10 protein-coding genes are annotated in these 16,854 nt (G+C 64.0%); all 10 read right to left on the minus strand.

Annotated elements, in window-relative coordinates; translation table 11 throughout:
• Window positions 1–68: 68 nt before the first annotated feature.
• On the minus strand, window positions 69–3,560 hold the full coding sequence (addA, locus tag AB7828_RS21820) for a double-strand break repair helicase AddA (protein WP_441231140.1): 3,492 nt from the start codon (window positions 3,558–3,560) through the stop codon (window positions 69–71).
• The gene (addB, locus tag AB7828_RS21825) at window positions 3,557–6,748 is read right to left on the minus strand and encodes a double-strand break repair protein AddB (protein WP_441231141.1); all 3,192 of its coding nucleotides are present in this window, start codon (window positions 6,746–6,748) and stop codon (window positions 3,557–3,559) included. The genes addA and addB overlap by 4 nt, the downstream gene beginning before the upstream one ends.
• A 68-nt stretch (window positions 6,749–6,816) precedes the next feature.
• Window positions 6,817–7,539, minus strand: coding sequence for a nucleotidyltransferase family protein (locus AB7828_RS21830; protein WP_089266886.1), 723 nt, complete (start codon window positions 7,537–7,539; stop codon window positions 6,817–6,819).
• Between the two features lie 177 nt (window positions 7,540–7,716).
• Window positions 7,717–8,034 (minus strand): PilZ domain-containing protein, encoded by a 318-nt coding sequence (locus tag AB7828_RS21835; protein ID WP_439065479.1) that lies wholly within the window; start codon window positions 8,032–8,034, stop codon window positions 7,717–7,719.
• Window positions 8,035–8,290: 256 nt separating this feature from the next.
• Window positions 8,291–9,814: a tRNA (adenosine(37)-N6)-threonylcarbamoyltransferase complex ATPase subunit type 1 TsaE gene (gene tsaE / locus AB7828_RS21840; protein ID WP_441232291.1), complete on the minus strand. Its 1,524-nt coding sequence runs from the start codon at window positions 9,812–9,814 to the stop codon at window positions 8,291–8,293.
• An 11-nt stretch (window positions 9,815–9,825) separates the two neighbouring features.
• The gene (locus AB7828_RS21845) at window positions 9,826–12,348 is read right to left on the minus strand and encodes an ATP-binding protein (RefSeq protein ID WP_441231142.1); all 2,523 of its coding nucleotides are present in this window, start codon (window positions 12,346–12,348) and stop codon (window positions 9,826–9,828) included.
• 172 nt (window positions 12,349–12,520) lie between these two features.
• Window positions 12,521–12,985, minus strand: coding sequence for a dUTP diphosphatase (dut, locus tag AB7828_RS21850; RefSeq protein WP_184512601.1), 465 nt, complete (start codon window positions 12,983–12,985; stop codon window positions 12,521–12,523).
• Window positions 12,982–14,418, minus strand: a complete 1,437-nt coding sequence (gene coaBC, locus AB7828_RS21855) for a bifunctional phosphopantothenoylcysteine decarboxylase/phosphopantothenate--cysteine ligase CoaBC (protein ID WP_441231143.1) — start codon at window positions 14,416–14,418, stop codon at window positions 12,982–12,984. Before coaBC ends, dut begins: the two co-directional genes overlap by 4 nt.
• Before the next feature lie 60 nt (window positions 14,419–14,478).
• The gene (gene ubiB, locus AB7828_RS21860; RefSeq protein WP_093757889.1) at window positions 14,479–16,047 is read right to left on the minus strand and encodes a 2-polyprenylphenol 6-hydroxylase; all 1,569 of its coding nucleotides are present in this window, start codon (window positions 16,045–16,047) and stop codon (window positions 14,479–14,481) included.
• Window positions 16,044–16,805: a bifunctional demethylmenaquinone methyltransferase/2-methoxy-6-polyprenyl-1,4-benzoquinol methylase UbiE gene (ubiE, locus tag AB7828_RS21865; protein WP_441232292.1), complete on the minus strand. Its 762-nt coding sequence runs from the start codon at window positions 16,803–16,805 to the stop codon at window positions 16,044–16,046. The genes ubiB and ubiE overlap by 4 nt, the downstream gene beginning before the upstream one ends.
• Window positions 16,806–16,854 lie beyond the last annotated feature (49 nt).

Raw genomic sequence — 16,854 nt, forward strand, 5'->3', positions numbered from 1 at the left:
GCTGGAAGATTCGCGCGCTGGAATGATGCATCCAACCTATGAACGCCCCCTTGCCGGGTCAAGGTTGGTCACGCCGAGATGATGGCGGCCAGCTCCGCGTCCAGCGCAGCACCGGAAATCTCCATCATTTCAAGCGTTTCCGTCCAGAGCAGGGCAGCCCGGATCGGCCGGTCTGGGTATAACTTGGCGAGCACGCCGCGATACAGCGCCAACTGCCGGATATAGGCCTTGGGCGCCTCGATCAGCTTGCGCGGCGGGTTGTGGTTGGTTTTGTAATCGACGATCCGGATCTCGGTTTTGGTCAGAACCAGCCGGTCGATCTGGCCTGACACCAGCACGGGCGACCCGTCCTTCCGCGTCAGTCGTCCGGCCACTGCCACCTCCGCGCGACTGCCGGGGGCAAACAGCTCGGCAAGGCGTTGATCGCCGATCAGCGACAGTACTTGCGTGGCCAGCGCTACGCGGTCGAGATCGGTCCAGTCATGGGCGTTGCGGGCGAGGAAATTCAGGGCGGTCTCGCGACGCTTCTCGGCGGCGATGTCGGGCAGCGATTGCAACAGGCGATGCACGAGATTGCCGCGCTGCAAGGCCAGTTGACGCAGCCGTTCGGATTCGCCCGAGCGCTGTCCGCGGCCGTCGTCATCGTCGGCATCTGATGGGCGCAACAGGCTTTCGCGGCGCGGCTGGTCGCCGACCTTGTCGCGCATCCAGGATGGCAGCACGATGGGCGCACCTGCTGCGACAGGCGCCATCGCGCCAGGCGCCGGTGTCACGTCTTCCACGCGCGTATAGCGTTTCACCACGCCGTCCGGCGGCGGCACGCTCTGCATCTGCAGCCCGGAATTCTCCAGGCCCTTCTGGATCAGGTCGTACCAGGACAGTGGCCGCACCTCGTTGCGGTTGCCGGGCATGCAGCCGCCAACGATCAGGCGATCGGCCGCGCGCGTCATCGCCACATAAAGCAGCCGGCGATATTCGTCCTCGGTATCGCGGATCATGTCGGCGCGCGCCGCCGCGACTGCTGGCGGATCGTCCGCCTTCTTGCCGGCCCAGACCACGACGCCCGGGCTGTTCGGTGCGGCGTTGCCCTGCGGGAGATGGATCAAATTGAGTCGCTGCGAATCCGCCGGCGACGATGTGGTATCGACCAGGAATACGACCGGCGCTTCCAGGCCTTTGGCGCCATGCACGGTCATCACGCGGACTTCGTCGCGGGTGATCTCCATGTCGCGCTTCACTTCCGTGTCGGCGGCGCGCAGCCAGGCGACGAAGCCCTGCAGCGAGGCCGGTGCCTTGCGCTCATAGCCCAGCGCGAGTTCGAGAAATTCGTCGAGCGCGTCATTGGCCTCATGGCCGAGCCGACGCAGAATGCGCGCGCGGCCGTGATCACCGCCGAGCAGCCAGGCATAGAACGCAAAAGGCGTCTCGCTGGCAAAGCGCTTCTCGCAAGCGATGAGCCGCTTGAAAGCGCCGCCGAGCTTGGGATCGCTCGCCGCCTTTTCGCCGAGTGCGTCGCGCAGCGATCCCGTGCGCTCATAGGCCAGCTTGAACAGGTCATCGTCATCGAGGCCGAATAGTGGGCTCTTCAATACGGTCGCCAATGCCAGGTCGTCTTGCGGTAGCAGCAGCGCGTCGGCCAGGTTCATCAGGTCGATGATGGCGATATGTTCGGTGAGCTTCAGCCGGTCGGCGCCGGCGACGGGAATGCCGGCATGTTTCAGCGCCTGGATGATGGCGTCGAAGGCCTTGCCGCGGCGGCGCACCAGCACCAGCATGTCGCCATAGCGCAGCGCGCGGCGTTTGCCGATCGGGCCGGTCTCCGTCTTTGCCGCGATCAGGTCCTTGATCTCGGTCTGGACACGGCGTGCGAGCTTCACTTCGGGGCTGGTCTCGGAGCGCTTGTCGAACGGCGCCTGCCAGCCTTCGATGCTGGGCCGGTCGTCGGGCTGCTCCAGCTCCCACAGATCGATCAGGCTGGGTCCGGCATCATCAAGCGTTTCATGAATGGGATAGCCGTTTTCGACAGCGTGGATGCTCCGGAAGATCGCTTCTTCGCGAAACACCTGATCGACCGATTGCAGAATGGCCGAGCCCGACCGGAACGAATGGCTGAACGCGATGGGATCGAACTTCATCCCGGCATCCTTGAACCGGCTCTGCAGCGCCTTGCGGCGCAGGTCGAATTCGCGCGGTGCCGCGCCCTGGAACGAGAAGATCGATTGCTTCTCATCGCCAACGGCAAAGATCGTGCGCTTGAGACCGTCGCGCGCGCCTTCGCCGGAGGTGAATTCCGAGATCAGATGGGTGATGATGTCCCACTGCCGCGGGCTGGTGTCCTGCGCCTCGTCGATCAGCACGTGATCGACACCGCGGTCGAGCTTGAAATGCACCCAGCTCGACGACACCCGATCCAGCATCTCCAGCGTGCGCGCGATTAGGTCGTCGTAGTCCAGGAGGCCGCGCTCGTTCTTCTCGCGGCGATAATTCTCCGCGACCTGACTGGCGATCACCAGCAGCGACTGGGTGCGTTCGCGCATCGCGACGGCGCGGCGGCGCTCCAGCAGCGGGATTACACGATCGCCCTCGCGCTGCAGGGCCGCCAGCAGATCCGGCCGGCTGTCGGCGATCTTCTTGGTCGCAAGCGATTTGCGGAGTGACTGGTCCTTGGTCAGGAACAGTTCGAGATATTTCTCGACCTGTTCGGTACCGGACAACGCCAAAGCCTCACGCAGCCGCGCTGCCTGATCGTTGTCGGTCTTGCTGCCGGTCTCGAAGATTTCGGCGGCGGGGATCCAGCGTTCGCGGGGCAGATGCGGCCCGTCGATAATCTCCAGCTCGACGCTCTCTCTGGTATCGCCGGCTGTCACGCCCAGCGTCGCCGAGAGTTGCGCCATCGCGGCGTCGGTCGAGCCGGCGCGGGTGATCCAAGCCAGGAACTGATCGCGGGACAGACTCGCCTCGCGCACGACGTCGCGGAAGGTCACGTCTGCCGCCGAGGTCATAGCGGTCGTCAGCGCGCGGCCTTCGGCGCTATCGGGTGCGGCGGCTGCTTGCAACAACACCTGCAGGCTGGCGCGCTCCATCATCTCGTTCTGGTCGCGGTCGTCGAGCACGCTGAACCGCGCCGGCACATTGGCCTCGAACGGAAATTGCTGCAGCAGCCGCGTGCACAGCGCGTGGATCGTCTGGACTTTCAGGCCGCCAGGCGTCTCCAGCGCGCTGGCGAACAATTCGCGCGCGCGCGAGCGCAGTCTGCTGTTCGACGCGGGAACGCCGGCATTTCTGATTTCGGCATCAAGTGCGGTGTCATCCAGTGTGACCCAGTGACCGAGCCGCGCGAACACGCGCTCTGCCATATTGGCCGCCGCGGCTTTGGTGAAGGTGACGCAGAGAATCTTCTCGGGCGGCACGCCATCGAGCAGCAGTCGGATCACGCGGTTGACCAGCACATAGGTCTTCCCGGAACCGGCATTCGCTGAAACGAACACCGACGAAGCGGGATCCGATGCGAGCTGCTGCTTTGCACTCGCTGCGGGCGGGATATTGCGCGGGCCGCTCATGACTCGCCCCCGCCAGCGCCGCCATTGGCCGACCATTCCTTGATCCGCGCCAGATCGTCATAGCTGCCATAGCGGTTCGACCACATGGACAGGCTGAGCGACGTATAGGCGGTGGCTTCGTCCTCGAAGCTGCGGATCAGCGCTTCCAGCTTGGCGCGCGCTTCGATCGCGGCATCGTCGGGCAACTGCGGCTCGTCCTTGCGCTCGATCTTCAGTTCAAGCAGCCGCTCTTCGCCGGGCGGATTGTTGCCGCTGAGCCGGACATAAACCAGTTCGCTGACCGACGATCCCGCGGCAATGCCGGCAAATCCGCCCTCGCGCAGGATCGCGGCTTCCAGCGTGAGCTGCGGTGACAGGCCCATGCGCACCTGCTTGCCCGTGGGCGGCTGGCCGGTTTTGTAGTCGAGCAGCGCGAAAGTGCGGTCGCTGCGATGTTCGATGCGGTCGGCTCGCGCCGAGAGGTGGAAGACGCGGCCGTGATCGAGCGGGATCTTGATCTCGCCGCGCACTTCCGCGTCGATGCTGGCGACATTGATGCGGCGGTCGATTTCCCAGGCGCCAAACCACGAAGCGATGCGCAGGAAACGCGGCCACCACAATGCGCGCGCCTCGGGCCGCGCCATCAGGGGCGCAAAATGTCGATCGCCGATTCGGCGCAGCTCGCGCGCGGGATCGTCTGGCAACGCCTTGCTGTATTCCATCGTGAAATCGCCGAGCGACGCATGGATCGCCGATCCCCGGTCGGCGGCGGAGAGCGGCATGTCGACGGGATCGAGCGGCGCCAGACCCAGAATATATTTGGCGTAGATCGTATAGGGATCGCGCAGCCAGTCCTCGATGGCGGTGACCGACAGCCTGAGCGGACGTGCAGCACGCGGCGGCCGCGGCTCCGGCTGGGCAATCGGCGTGACGGTCTCGGGTTTATCGAGCTCTTCGGCATAGCGAACATAGTGTTCGCCCGCGGCCAGCGCCGCGTCCCAGCGGGTCTCGCCGGCAACAGCTTCGAGCCGGTGCAGAAAGCGCGACGCGACGGCCGGCGCGCCGCCGACTTTCGCGGCGTGGCTCAGGATGACGTCCTCGGTGCCGAGCAATTGCACGAAGTCATGCGCGGTGAGGCCGATACGGCGTTCCGGCAGATCGAGGCCGAGCTGATGCCGCATTGGGCGGCTCAGCCATGGATCGATGCGCGGCGAGGGCGGCCAGATGCCTTCGACGAGACCACCGAGAATCACGCGGTCCGATTGCGTCAGTCGCGCTTCGAGCTGGCCATAGATGCGCAAGTTGGCATTGGCGACTTCCGGCCGGCGCACGATGCGGTCAGCGAAGGCGGTCTGAAACACATCGGGATAATCGCGGAGCTGCATCATCAGCCCGCTGGGGCGCAGCCGCTCCTCGTCGCCGCTCTCGGTCGCGACAGTCTCCATGACGACGAGATCGTCGAATGCCTTGGTCAGCGCCGTGCCCTCGCGCCCGGCCAGCGCGACATCGTTGCCCCTGTCATCGCGCGACAGCAGCTTGATCGCCTCACGATGCCGCAAGGCAACTTCAGCGAAGTCGATCGGCCTGATGGGGTGGATGCCTTCCAGCGGCGCCAGCGCGGTGCGCAATCCGGCGATCAGTTCTTCCGCGCGGTCAAGACGGTCGTCGTCGAGTTTTGCGCGCGGCTCCGCGCCATGCAGCATCGACGCTTCGCGGCGGCGCAGCTTGCCGAGCTCGTCGCGGAAGCGCGCGAAATCCTGCGCCAGTCCGGCGGTGCCGGGCGTCGGCCGCGTGCCGCGCAGCAGCGCGACTTCGAGCGTCTCGATCGCGTCTTTCCAGGCGTTCGGCGCCGTGCCCAAACGAAACAGCGGATGTTTCAGCAGCGCCAGCAATGTCGCCGGTTCGAGCTGCTCCGCTGCCGCCTCGGCGATGAGGCGCGCGAAGATGCCGGCCGAGGTCTCGGTCAGCGCATCGCCGCCGGAATCGTCGAAGACGAGATTCCAGCGGTCCAGCGCGGCCATCACCCGGCGCGCCAGTGCGCGGTCGGGCGTCACCAGTGCGGCGGATTTCTTGAGTTCGTAGGCTTCGCGCATGGCGATCGCGATGGCCAGTGCTTCCATTTCCGGATTCGCGGCGGCTATCACAGCAAGGTTCTGCATGCCGGCCGCAATTTTCTGTTCGACGGCCGGCTGAGCGAGACGCGTATGCCACTGCGCCGTGGCATTGGATGGCCGCATCGCCTCCGAGGCCAGCAATTCGCGGCCCTGCGGCGACGGCGTGCCGAACGTCATCACGTCGCGGCGCGTGATGCCGAAACGTTCCAGCAGCGCATGGAGCGCGAATTGCGGATGGTTCGATGCCGAGGATTCGGTTCGGCCGAATGCATCCTTCGTACCGCCGATGAGATTCCATGCGGTGTCGTCGAGGTCGGTATCGAGCCCCGGCAAGACGACAGCACCATCAGGCAGTTGCGCGACTTCGCGCAGGAACTTCGCCGTGGTCGGCATCGAGCCGGTCGAGCCGGCGGCGATGATCGGACCGCCTTTGTGCGCTTTCAGGCGCGAAGCTTCAGCCTCGATCAGCAGATCGCGGCGCACTGCAGGTTCGATCGCAGTGTGAGCTGTGAGAATGCCCGGCCAGACGTCCTTGGCGATGCTGAGAAACTGCAGCGTCAGTTGCCAATATTGATCGAGCGCATCGGGCACCAGCCCGTCCAGCGCGCTCCAGTCGACCTTGCGCGTCGCCATGTCGTCCATCAGCCGCGCCAGATCGTCGGCCAGAGCGAGCGTGGAGGCGGGGCCACCGACCACGAGCGGCGTCTGCGTGGGATCGCCCGGTGCAAGTTGCTTCGCCCATGCGGCAATCAGTTGCGCCAGCAGAAGCCGGCGCTGCAATCCGTCGAGCGCGGGAGGTGCATCGAGCCTTTCGAGCGCCTCAGGCGAGGCCGCCTGCGCGAAGGCCAATTCTTCTTCGTCGACATCGCCGAGCGGAACGATACGCGGCAGCAGCACGGCGTCGGTACCGAGCACGTCGAGGAAGATCTCCTGCGCCATGCGGCCGGCGCGGCGTGTCGGCAGATACAGGGTGACTTCAGCCAGTTTCTCCGGCGCGCCGCGTGCAGAGAATCCCTCGACGAGATCACCGTCGACAAGCGCGGTGATCAGCGTGCGCAGGAATGGCGCCGAGGACGGTATATTGAAGACGCGCATGAACACCCTGATTCGTGATCAGGGTGCATCATGGCATGGCTGAGAAGGCGGCGGGAGTCGCAGGAAACTCAGGCGACGCTGGCGAGGAACGCATCTTCCGCGGCGCGCACGGCGTCGGGCGTGCCGACATGCATCCAGACGCCTTCCATGCGCAGTCCGAACAGGCGCTCCTGCTCGTTGGCCTTGTCGAACAGTTTGGTCAGCGAAAATTCACCGGATGGCGCATCCTTGAACAGCGCCGGTGACAAGATCGCGACACCGGCATAGACGAACGGCACGACCTGATTCTCCTTGCGGCGACGCAGCGCACCATCGGTGAGCATCGCGTAGTCGCCGCAGCCGGCATAGCCGATGCTGTTGGCGGTCGGCGCCATCAGCAGCAGAATGTCCATGCGTGCGGGATCGAAGGCCTCCGCAAGACGCGCGAGATTCGGCTGCACGCCGTCAATCCACATCGTGTCGGCATTGAGGTGATAGAACGGCTCGGAGCCGAGCAGCGGCAGCGCCTTCACCACGGCACCGCCAGTGCCGAGCACCTGATCGCGCTCATCGGAAATGGTGATCTTCGGTTTGGTGCGCGTCGCGACATGATCGATGATCTGGTCGGGCAGGTAATGCACATTGACGACGGCTTCGGTCACGCCAGCAGCGGCGAGCTTGTCGAGCACGTGATCCAGCAGCGGCTGTCCTGCGACAGGGACCAGCGGCTTCGGCAAGTTGTCGGTGAGCGGTCGCATGCGCAGGCCGAGACCGGCGGCGAGAACCATTGCTTTGGTGGGTTTTACGGACATAGCGACATTGGCCTTAATAGAAGGACGGGCCTTGGTAGAATGATGGGCCTTGATGGAATCGTTCTTGAATTTTTGAGCTGAAATAATGGTAGCACAGCGGCGTGTCGCATGCATGAACCTATCGAGCCATAATGGGCCGAGATGACGCGGATGCGACAATTGCACCCGCCTGCACAGTCACGTTTCTGTCTCCTGCGTCTCGGAACGTTTCGTCTTTTTCTTTTTGTCGTTGGGTTTGAGAAAATTCACACCAATCTGGTCGCCATTGACCCAGCCGAGTTCGCAGCGGCGATAGGCAAGTCCGGTTGATGAGAGCAGAAGGAAGAATTCCTTCAGGTTCAATCCTTCGACAGAACCATCGACGGTGAGCTTGGCGCCGGTCTCGGAAATATCTTCCATGATGCAGGAGCGACGCCAGGTGCCGTCGATGCCCATCATGTGCGCAGGAAAGCCGCGCTCGAAAACGACCCGATCTCCGGCACGCCGCTCCGTCATGACACGTCCCTTGTCCAGTACGCCAAGCCCCGCACGTGCAGGGCTCAAGCGCAGGATAGAGCGTGTGCGACTAATAAGTAGTTAAGGAAGTGTTAGAGTGTGAGTCGATCAGCGGGACCAACGACTCCGTCATTGCGAGCCGGCAAAATTGCTCTTGCAATCCAGAAGGCAACAAGCGAGGGCTGGATTGCTTCGTCGCAAGGGCTCCTCGCAATGACGACGCAGAGGTCGTGATTCGTCTCGGAAGGAGGGGCCTCTAACCGCGGGGCGGTGGTACATGCGCTGCATACCACTGCTGGAACGGCGCCAGCGTCGGATGCGCCAGCGAGCGGTTGAGATAGGTCCAGATCCGCGGCTGGTGCTTGAGATAATGCGGCTTGCCGTCGCGGCGGTTGAGCCGCGCGAATGTACCGAGCAGTCGTGTGTTTCGCTGTGCCGACATGATCGCATAGAGCTCGGCAAAGGCCGCGGCATCGAAAGCGGGATCGGCCGCGCGTCGCGCCTTGATGTAGCGCGTCAGCATGGTCAGCTCCAGATGCTCGAGCACGTCGATACGCGCGTCCTGCAGCAGCGAGACGAGATCATAGGCGGCGGGGCCGAGCACCGTGTCCTGGAAATCGATTACACCGACCTTGTTGATGCCCTCGCGATCGTCGAGCCAGATGATATTCGGCGAATGGAAGTCGCGCAGTACCCAGGTCTTTGGCGCCGCAGCGGGTTTCGCCAGCAGCTCGCGCCACATCGTGACAAATTCAATGCGTGCGTCATCTGCGAGCGGCGCGTCGCGGTCCGGCAGATACCATTCCGGCATCAGGCCGATCTCGACCAGCAATGCATCCGTGTCGAAGACGGGAATGGCGTAATCGACATGCGGCGACAGCGGCAGCGTTTCCGGCAGCGACTTGCTGTGCAGCAGGGCCAGCATGTCGGTCGCGACCTGATAGCGCTCGGCGATCGGTGCCGGGGGCTCGCCTTCGGTCACCGGCGCTGTGCCGAAATCCTCGGTGATCAGGAAACCCGCATCGAGATCGGCGTGATGAATCGCCGGCGCGGAGATCCCCTGCGCGCGCAAACCGTTCGCAATGGCGACGAACGGTCTGACGTCCTCCGCCAAATGCACCGCTGCGCTGTAGGACTTGCCGTCATAGACCGGCGCACCATCCGGCCGCTTCGGCGCATTCATCAGGATGAAGACGTCATCACCGCGGATCAACCGCGCATAGGAGCGCGTCGACGCATCGCCGGCCATGCGCTGTCTGATAGCATCGAGATAGCGCGCCTCTTCGAGAAATTCACGCAGTGCTTTCAGGCGCAGAACGGTCGATGCGGCCTTGCCGTGACCGGTGATCTCCGCAGCACGCGCCACGGAGCCCAGTGCCGGACGATGGCTGAGCGCAATATCGATACGATCCGGCGGCAGCGTACCATCGGCGCGCTCCGGCCATTCGATCAGCGCCACCACGTCGTCCGGCAACGGCGATAGGCCGATCTCCTCGAGTTCGCTCGCGTCGTTGATACGATAGAGATCGGCATGGATGAGAGGAAACGACGGCAGGTCATAGTTCTGCGCCAGCGTGAAGGTCGGGCTCGGCACTTCGAGTTCAGAATCGCTGGCGAGATAGCGGATCATCGCGCGTGCCGCGGCCGTCTTGCCGGCGCCGAGATCGCCCGAGAGGGTGATGACATCGCCGGGGCCGATCAGCAGGGCGAGGTCGGCCATCAATTGCGCAGTGGCGGTCTCATTTGCGAGCGCCAGCGAAAATGTGCAGGGCTCGTTTATGATGGGTTCGCTCATTCGGCGGCGTTGCGATGCGCGGTCTGGTCGATGGGGAAGTCGCAGCTGACGGTGGTGCCCTTGCCGACCGCGGAATCGACGCGGACCTTGCCGCCGTGCAGCTCGACGAAGGAGCGCACCAGCGACAGGCCGAGTCCTGCGCCGCGATGACGCGAGCCATTGGCGTGGCTCTCGAACCAGTCGAACACCTTGTCCTTCACCTCGGGCGGAATGCCCGGGCCGCGATCAGTGACGGTGAAGGTGATGGTATGCTCGGATCGTCGCGCGGTCAGCGTGATTGCGGCATCATGCGGTGAAAAGCCGACGGCATTGGCGAGCAGATTATACAGCACCTGCACGACGCGGCTCTCGTCGCCGGTAAAGCTGCCGATGGCAGGATCAACGTCGATCTGCAGTGCGATGCGGTCGCGCACCAGGCGATCCTGAATGCCTTCGGCCGCCGCAGAGATGGTCTTGCGGATATCGATCGGGCCGAGATTCAGCGTCATCGCGCCGGCATCGATGGTGGCGAGATCCAGGATGTTATTGATGATCGCCAGCAACGCGCCGGTCGAGGTGGTGATGTAATCGAGATATTCGGCCTGCTTCGGCATCAACGGGCCGGTCACGGGATCGCTGAGCAGATGCGCGAAGCCGATGATCGTGGTCAGCGGCGAGCGCAGTTCGTAGGAGACGTGGTGGACGAAATCCACCTTCATCTGGTCGGCCGTCTCCAGCGCCTCGTTACGCTCGCGCAGCGCGCGCTCGACATTCTCGGCGTCCGAAATGTCCTGGAAGGTCAGCATGGTCGCGCCGTCGGGCAGCGGCATGGTCATGCAGGCCAGCACGCTGCCGTCCTTGCGCTCGAGCTTGAGCGGAACAGACTTGCGATTGTCGATCCCGGTAATCGCGCTGCGGATCGCCTGCCATGTCGGAGTGTCGTCGAACAATGGCCGGCACCAGGTTTCGACCATTTCAATATGCGGACGCTGCTCCAGCGCTTCGTCCGACAGCTTCCACATCTTGGCAAAAGCCGGATTGAACAGTTGCGCGCGGCCGTTGCTGCCAAACACGGCGACGGCTTCGGCAAGATTGTCGAGCGTTTCGCGCTGAACACGGATCAGGCCATCGAAGCGCCGTGCCAGTTCGAGGCTCTCGGTGACATCGTCGAACAGATAGGTGACGCCGCCTTCGGGATTCGGCGTGGTGACGATCGAGAGCGCGCGGCCATCCGGCAGATACCAGACATCCTTATGGGCTTCGACGGCACGATAGGCTTCGTGCAGCTTGGCCTTCCAAGCGCGGAAGTCGGGCTGCTCCGGCAGTTTGCGTGCAGCACGGAGACGGTCGAGCACGCTGGAATCGTCGGGATTGCCGTCGAGGAAGGTGCGGTCGAGATCCCACAGCCGGCGATAGGAGTCGTTGTAGAAGGCGAGGCGGCGCTGGCCGTCGAATACGGCGACGCCCGACGACAGCTGATCGAGCGTGCGGCGATGCGCTTCGGCCATCCGCACCAAGGCGGCTGATAGCGCGGCAGCCTCGCTGGCGTCGATGGCCATGCCGGCGCTGCCGCTGGCGACCTTGGCGGCGTGGACGTCGAAGATGCGGCGTTCACCGGAGATCACGATCGGTACACGCGCGGCAAATGGCTGGTTGTCGTTCAGCGCACGCGCCAGACTGCTGCGGTCATCGCTATCCAGCAGTTCCAGGTTGCGACCGACCGCATCGCCCGTATCAGTCGCTTCAGTCGCACGCGCATAGGCCGCATTGACGAAGCTCAATCGGCCATCGGCCTGCTTGGCCCAGATCGGCCATGGCGCGGCATTGGCGAAGCCGCGGAGAATTTCGGCTTCTTCCGCGAGTTCCTTGTGACGCAGCGAGACTTCGGCGAGCTCGCGGCGCAAACCGCTCAATTCGCGAATCCGGACAATGGCCTGACCGCCGATGGCGCGACCCATCGCCTCGACGGCGCGGCCGCTTGAGGTCGTCAGATTCAGCACAAAGCCTTCGCCGGCATCGAGCAGTGCGTCGACGGCATGATCCATCCGCAGCGCGGGTTCCGGCGACAGCCATGTTCCGAACGCGAGAATGCGCTGCGGCTGATGCTGCTGCGGGTCCTGCGACATCATCAATGCGGTGTCGCCGGAGATATCGGGACGGGTTTCGCCTGCGGCCCAGGCGATCAGAACCTGCGGCTCAGTGAACAGCAGGGCGCGAAAGCGGTCGGCTTCGACCTGCAGCGTATGCAGCTCCGCGCGCAGCTTCGCCTCGGTCTTGGCCGAGCGAATACGATTGTGCATCAACAGGATGGCGGAAACGACGGAGAAGCCGAGCACCGCTGTGGCGGTCGTCAGCGCGGCAATTTCCTGGCGATCGAGATCGAGCAGATTGGCGAGCGTCTGGGTAATGAAGGGTTCGTCAGCGGCCGACGCCGAGGAGGTGGCCAGAAGTGCAGACGCACTGATGCCGACAAGCCCGTCGCGCACCATAGAAGTGCACGACAGCAAGGTCCGACGCATCGCCGCGATCACGCCTGACATCATTCGCCCCAAACCGCACGTCTTCCCGACCAGCCCCTCCCGATCGCGAATCGTTCGACAATATCCGCTTCGGGAGTCGCCGGGTAAGAGTCCAGACCGTGAACGCAGAGTCCCCGGTTAAAAAATGCAGGCGGATTTGATTCAAATGCTGCGCGATGTGACGAAATACGCGCTAGCGGCCGGTGGATCCGAAGCCGCCGCTGCCGCGTTCGGTTTCGCTGAGCGCCGCGACCACCACGAGTTCCGCATGCGTGACCGGCGCGATCACCATCTGGGCGATTCGCTCGCCGCGTTTGATCGTGAAATCCGCGAGGCCGTGATTGATCAGCAGCACGCCGATCTCGCCGCGGTAATCGGCGTCGATGGTGCCTGGCGAATTCAGCACGGTGATGCCGTGCTTGGCGGCAAGGCCGGAGCGTGGGCGCACCTGTGCCTCATAGCCGGGTGGCAGCGCGATGGTCAGCGCGGTCGGCACCAGTGCATATTTGCCGCTAGCGAGAATCATCGGTTGGTCTTCGGGAACCGCGGCGAGCAGATCGAGGCCGGCGGCATGCGCGGTCTGATAGGCCGGTAGCGCGAGGCCAGCGCCATGCGGGAGCTGCTGGACGTCGACCTGAACGGGGATGGCAGCGCTCATGATTGGTCTTTCGTGGATTGCGTCACGGTGTCGGCGATTCGCGCGATCAGGGTCGTCGCGACCTGTTCCTTGCTCATCGGCGCCCACGAATCAACGGCGATATCCGCGCTGTCCTTGCTGCGCGTCAGCAGATGCACGGTATTGTTGTCGCCGCCCATGATGCCGGTGGCGGGCGATACGTCATTGGCGACGATCCAGTCGCAGCCCTTGCGGGCGATCTTGGCTTTGGCGTTGTCGATCAGGTGTTCGGTCTCGGCGGCGAAACCGATCACCAGGGGTGGACGATGTTCGGGGAGTTTCGAGATCGTCGCGAGGATGTCGGGATTTTCCGTGAGCTGCAGCGGCGCCATCGCAGCACCGGCGGTCTTCTTCAGCTTCTGGGCGCCTTCATTGACGACGCGCCAGTCGGCCACGGCCGCCGCGAAGATCGCGATGTCGACCGGCAGCGCGGCCTGAACTGCAGCGAGCATGTCGCGCGCGGCTTCGACATGCGTCATCATCACGCCGGGCACCTCGTCGAGATCGACCGGGCCCGAGACGAGAATGACCTCGGCGCCCGCGTCCCGTGCCGCCGCGGCGATCGCATAGCCCTGCTTGCCGGACGAGCGATTGGCGATGTAGCGCACGGGATCGATCGGCTCATGGGTCGGGCCTGCAGTGATCAGCACGCGCTTGCCCGCCAGCGGTTGCGCGCGCGGCGGCCGCAGGAAGGTGTGAGCCGCAATCGCAATCTCGGTCGGCTCGGCCATGCGACCGACACCGGCTTCGTTGCGTTCGGCCATCTCGCCGGCATTCGGCCCGATCATCCGCACGCCGTCACGCTGCAATTGCGCGACATTGCGGCGCGTCGCGGCGTTATTCCACATCAGCGGATTCATCGCCGGCGCGATCAGGATCGGTTTGTCGGCGGCCAGGAGAATCGCAGAGGCCAAATCATCGGCAAGGCCATTGGCCATCTTCGCCATCAAGTCCGCCGTCGCAGGTGCCACAACAATGAGATCGCATTCACGCGCAAGGCGAATATGCCCGGCATCGAATTCGCTCTGCGGATCGAACAGGTCGGTATAGGCGCGCTCGTTGGACAGCGCGCTAGCGGCCAGCGGCGTGACGAATTGCTGCGCGGCGCGGGTCAGTACCACGCGGACGTGGATGCCGCGCTCTTTCAGCCGGCGGATCAGATCGAGCGCTTTATAGGCCGCGATTCCGCCGCCGATGATCAGCGTGACGCGGAGCTGATCGCCGATGTATTTCAATGGCTTGGATGGGTTTGGCGCATCTTGCGGAAAACTTGCGTCAGGCCTGAGGCCATCTTGCGACGCATCGCGCAGGATGACCCGCACCTCGTCCTCGACCGACCGTCCGTTGCGGGCAGCACGCAGTCGCAATTCATCGCGAATGGCGTCGTCGAGTTTGCGGATGGTCAGGCTGGCCATGAGGCGTCTCGCGCTATTTTGACAGCAATGCTAGCACAAAGTGCCGGCATTGCAATCATTCTAGCGGATCGACAGCAGCAGCCCGAGGAACGACAGCGCGATCACCCAGACGCCCACGGTGCGCCAGCGGAGCTGCTTGGCCCGCGCCCGCGCGATGGCGGCGATGGTCGCGTCGTCGAGCCTGACGCCGTCGCGGGTCATGGTCTCCAACTGCTCGAGCACCGTCAGCGCCCGTGTTGCCAAGGCCGGCAGACTGCCGGCGACCTTGCCGAGTTCGCCGGCGCCGGCGAGCGCGCCCTGAATCTTGCCCAATGGGCCGAGATTGCGCTCGATCCATTCGCGGACAACGGGATCGGCGACCTTCCAGATGTCGAGCTTAGGATCGAAGCTTCGTGCGACACCTTCGACCACGACCATGGTCTTCTGCAGCAGGATCAATTCTGGCCGCGTACGCATATCAAAGAGACCGGTGACCTCAAGCAGCAGCGTCAGCAGCTTGGCCATCGAGATTTCTTCGGCCGTGCGATTGTGAATCGGCTCGCCGATGGCACGGATCGCCTGCGCGAAATTTTCTACTGAATGGTGACCGGGCACATAGCCGGCCTCGAAGTGGACTTCGGCGACGCGGCGATAGTTGCGGGTGATGAAGCCCAGCAGAATCTCCGCAAGGAAGCGGCGCTCCTTCAGACCGAGTCGGCCCATGATGCCGAAGTCGACCGCGACGAGGCGGCCGTCAGGATCGAGAAACAGATTGCCCGGATGCATATCGGCATGGAAGAAGCCGTCACGCAACGCGTGGCGCAGGAAGCTCTGGATCACCTTGCGGCCAAGGTCCGGCAGATCGACGTTGGATTCTTCCAGGCCCTTGTGATCGTTCAGTGCGATACCGTCGATCCACTCCATCGTCAGCACATTGTGCGAGGTACGATCCCAGTCCACTTCCGGCACGCGGAAATCCGAATCGTTGCGGGTGTTCTCCGCCATCTCGGAGAGTGCTGCGGCTTCGAGCCGAAGATCCATCTCCATCGCCACCGAGCGCGACATGGTGGTGATGATCTCGATCAGGCGAAGGCGCCGCGCTTCGGAAAAATGCTCTTCGGCCTTGTGGGCGACGTAAGCGAAATCGCCGAGGTCGCGGCGGAACTGCGCGGCGACATTCGGGCGCAGCACTTTCACGGCGTAGACCTTGCGGACACCATCCTTGTCTATCTCGGCACGATGCACCTGTGCGATCGAGGCCGCGGCGACCGGCGGACTGAAGCTCGCATAGAGCTGCGCCACAGGGCGTTCCAGCGAAGCGGCGACGACACCTTCGGCTTCGGTCAGGGAGAACGGCGGAAGCCGGTCCTGCAGGCTTTCGAGATCGCGCGCCATGGCGACGCCGACCACGTCGGGTCGTGTCGCGAGAAACTGGCCGAGCTTGAGATAGGCAGGTCCCAGCCGAGTCAGCGCGCGCGACAGCCGCGCGCCCGATTTAGCGCCGGGCCGCTCAATGAGCCGCGCCATGCGTAGCGCGAGCTGTCCCGGCGGCGGCACCAGCGAGGGATCGACGACGCCGAACACGCCTTCGCGCGCAAACACGAAGCCGGCGCGGGCCAGCCGCGCCATATGATTGAGTGCCGAGATCACAAACGCCAGCCCGAATGCAGCGCGACGATGCCGCCCGAGAGGAGTTCGTATTTCACGCGGGAGAAGCCGGCCTCGCGGATCATGTCGGCGAACACAGGCGGCTTCGGAAACTTGCGGATCGATTCGACGAGATACTGATACGACTCAGAGTCGCCGGTGACCGCCTTGCCGAGTGGCGGGATCACCTTGAACGAAAACAAGTCATAGATCTTGTCGAGGCCGGGCACATCCACGGTCGAGAATTCGAGACAGAGAAAACGGCTGCCCGGCTTCAGCACGCGATAGGCTTCAGCGAGCGCGCGGTCGATGCGCGGCACGTTGCGGATGCCGAAGGCGATCGTATAGGCGTCATAGCTCTTGTCGGCGAATGGCAACTCTTCTGCATTGCCCTCGACAAAGGAGACCTGATGTTCGAGATGGTGGGTAATGGCGCGCTCGCGGCCGACATCGAGCATGCCGGTGTTGATGTCGCAGACCGTCGCCGAGAAGCCGAGGCCCGACGCCTTGGCAGCGCGGAAGGAAATGTCGCCGGTACCGCCGGCAACGTCCAGCAGCGCGAACGGCGCGTCCGAGCGCGGCGGGTTGAGCTGGTTGATCATCACGTCCTTCCAGACGCGATGCATGCCGCCGGACATCAGATCGTTCATCAGGTCGTAGCGCCGGGCCACGCTGTGGAACACATCGTTCACCAGCGTCTGCTTGTCGCCTACGGGGACGTCCCTGAAGCCGAAATGGGTGGTTTCGCCCGGCTGATCCATCGTTTTCATCTCAAAAGCCTCATCGCGGCGGACCATAGCGCGCCTGCGG

Source organism: Tardiphaga sp. 215_C5_N2_1 (assembly GCF_052076055.1).
Taxonomy (GTDB): Bacteria; Pseudomonadota; Alphaproteobacteria; order Rhizobiales; family Xanthobacteraceae; genus Tardiphaga; species Tardiphaga robiniae.

Excerpts from the sequence above, each read along its gene's own strand:
- addA (WP_441231140.1), bottom strand. The coding sequence starts at position 3,560 with ATGAGCGGCCCGCGCAATATCCCGCCCGCAGCGAGTGCAAAGCAGCAG.
- addB (WP_441231141.1), bottom strand. The coding sequence starts at position 6,748 with ATGCGCGTCTTCAATATACCGTCCTCGGCGCCATTCCTGCGCACGCTG.
- AB7828_RS21830 (WP_089266886.1), bottom strand. The coding sequence starts at position 7,539 with ATGTCCGTAAAACCCACCAAAGCAATGGTTCTCGCCGCCGGTCTCGGC.
- AB7828_RS21835 (WP_439065479.1), bottom strand. The coding sequence starts at position 8,034 with ATGACGGAGCGGCGTGCCGGAGATCGGGTCGTTTTCGAGCGCGGCTTT.
- AB7828_RS21845 (WP_441231142.1), bottom strand. The coding sequence starts at position 12,348 with ATGTCAGGCGTGATCGCGGCGATGCGTCGGACCTTGCTGTCGTGCACT.
- dut (WP_184512601.1), bottom strand. The coding sequence starts at position 12,985 with ATGAGCGCTGCCATCCCCGTTCAGGTCGACGTCCAGCAGCTCCCGCAT.
- coaBC (WP_441231143.1), bottom strand. The coding sequence starts at position 14,418 with ATGGCCAGCCTGACCATCCGCAAACTCGACGACGCCATTCGCGATGAA.
- ubiE (WP_441232292.1), bottom strand. The coding sequence starts at position 16,805 with ATGGATCAGCCGGGCGAAACCACCCATTTCGGCTTCAGGGACGTCCCC.